Origin of the sequence: Streptomyces sp. SID13666 (assembly GCF_010548325.1) — a bacterium.
Classification (GTDB): Bacteria; Actinomycetota; Actinomycetes; order Streptomycetales; family Streptomycetaceae; genus Actinacidiphila; species Actinacidiphila fildesensis.
The window spans coordinates 1-453 of sequence record NZ_JAAGLX010000183.1; the positions used below are offsets into that span (position 1 = coordinate 1).

Genomic DNA, 453 nt, shown 5'->3' on the forward strand with positions numbered 1-453 from the left:
GAGCCGGGGCCCGGAATCCGGGCACGCTCGCTTGACGGGATGGAGGACGAACCCGCACTCCTGAGCGTCACTCCTGAGCAAGTTTCGAGCGTTGCCGTATTGGCGGTAGACGGTTTGCAACTAGCAGCCATCGCATGGGTTCACCACGCAGCAGGGTCGGAGTCGTGGGACGAGGCGGTGCTGTTGTCGGAGACACCTCATGCGCAGTCGGGTTCGCTCCTGTGGGGGGTGTCGCACGCTTCTGCGGTGGATTGAGCTTGTTCCGCTTTGACGGACACCATTGGTGTGGTGGTCAGGCTGCGAGTGCGGTCTCGTATTCGGCAGGGCTGAGGTAGCCGAGGCTGCTGTGCAGTCGGTGCAAGTTGTACCAGCTCTCGATAAATTCGAAGATCGCGGTGCGGACAGCAACCCGGCTGGGCCAGGCGACGGTTCCGAGTACCTCGCGCTTGATGG

Annotated in this window: 1 protein-coding gene; it reads right to left on the reverse strand. The window is 62.7% G+C overall.

The genetic code is table 11. The annotated features are described in order from the left end of the window. Positions 1-292: 292 nt before the first annotated feature. Positions 293-453, reverse strand: a 161-nt coding sequence (locus G3I60_RS44005; RefSeq protein WP_203675350.1) for an IS3 family transposase, incomplete at its 5' end; no start/stop codon positions are given.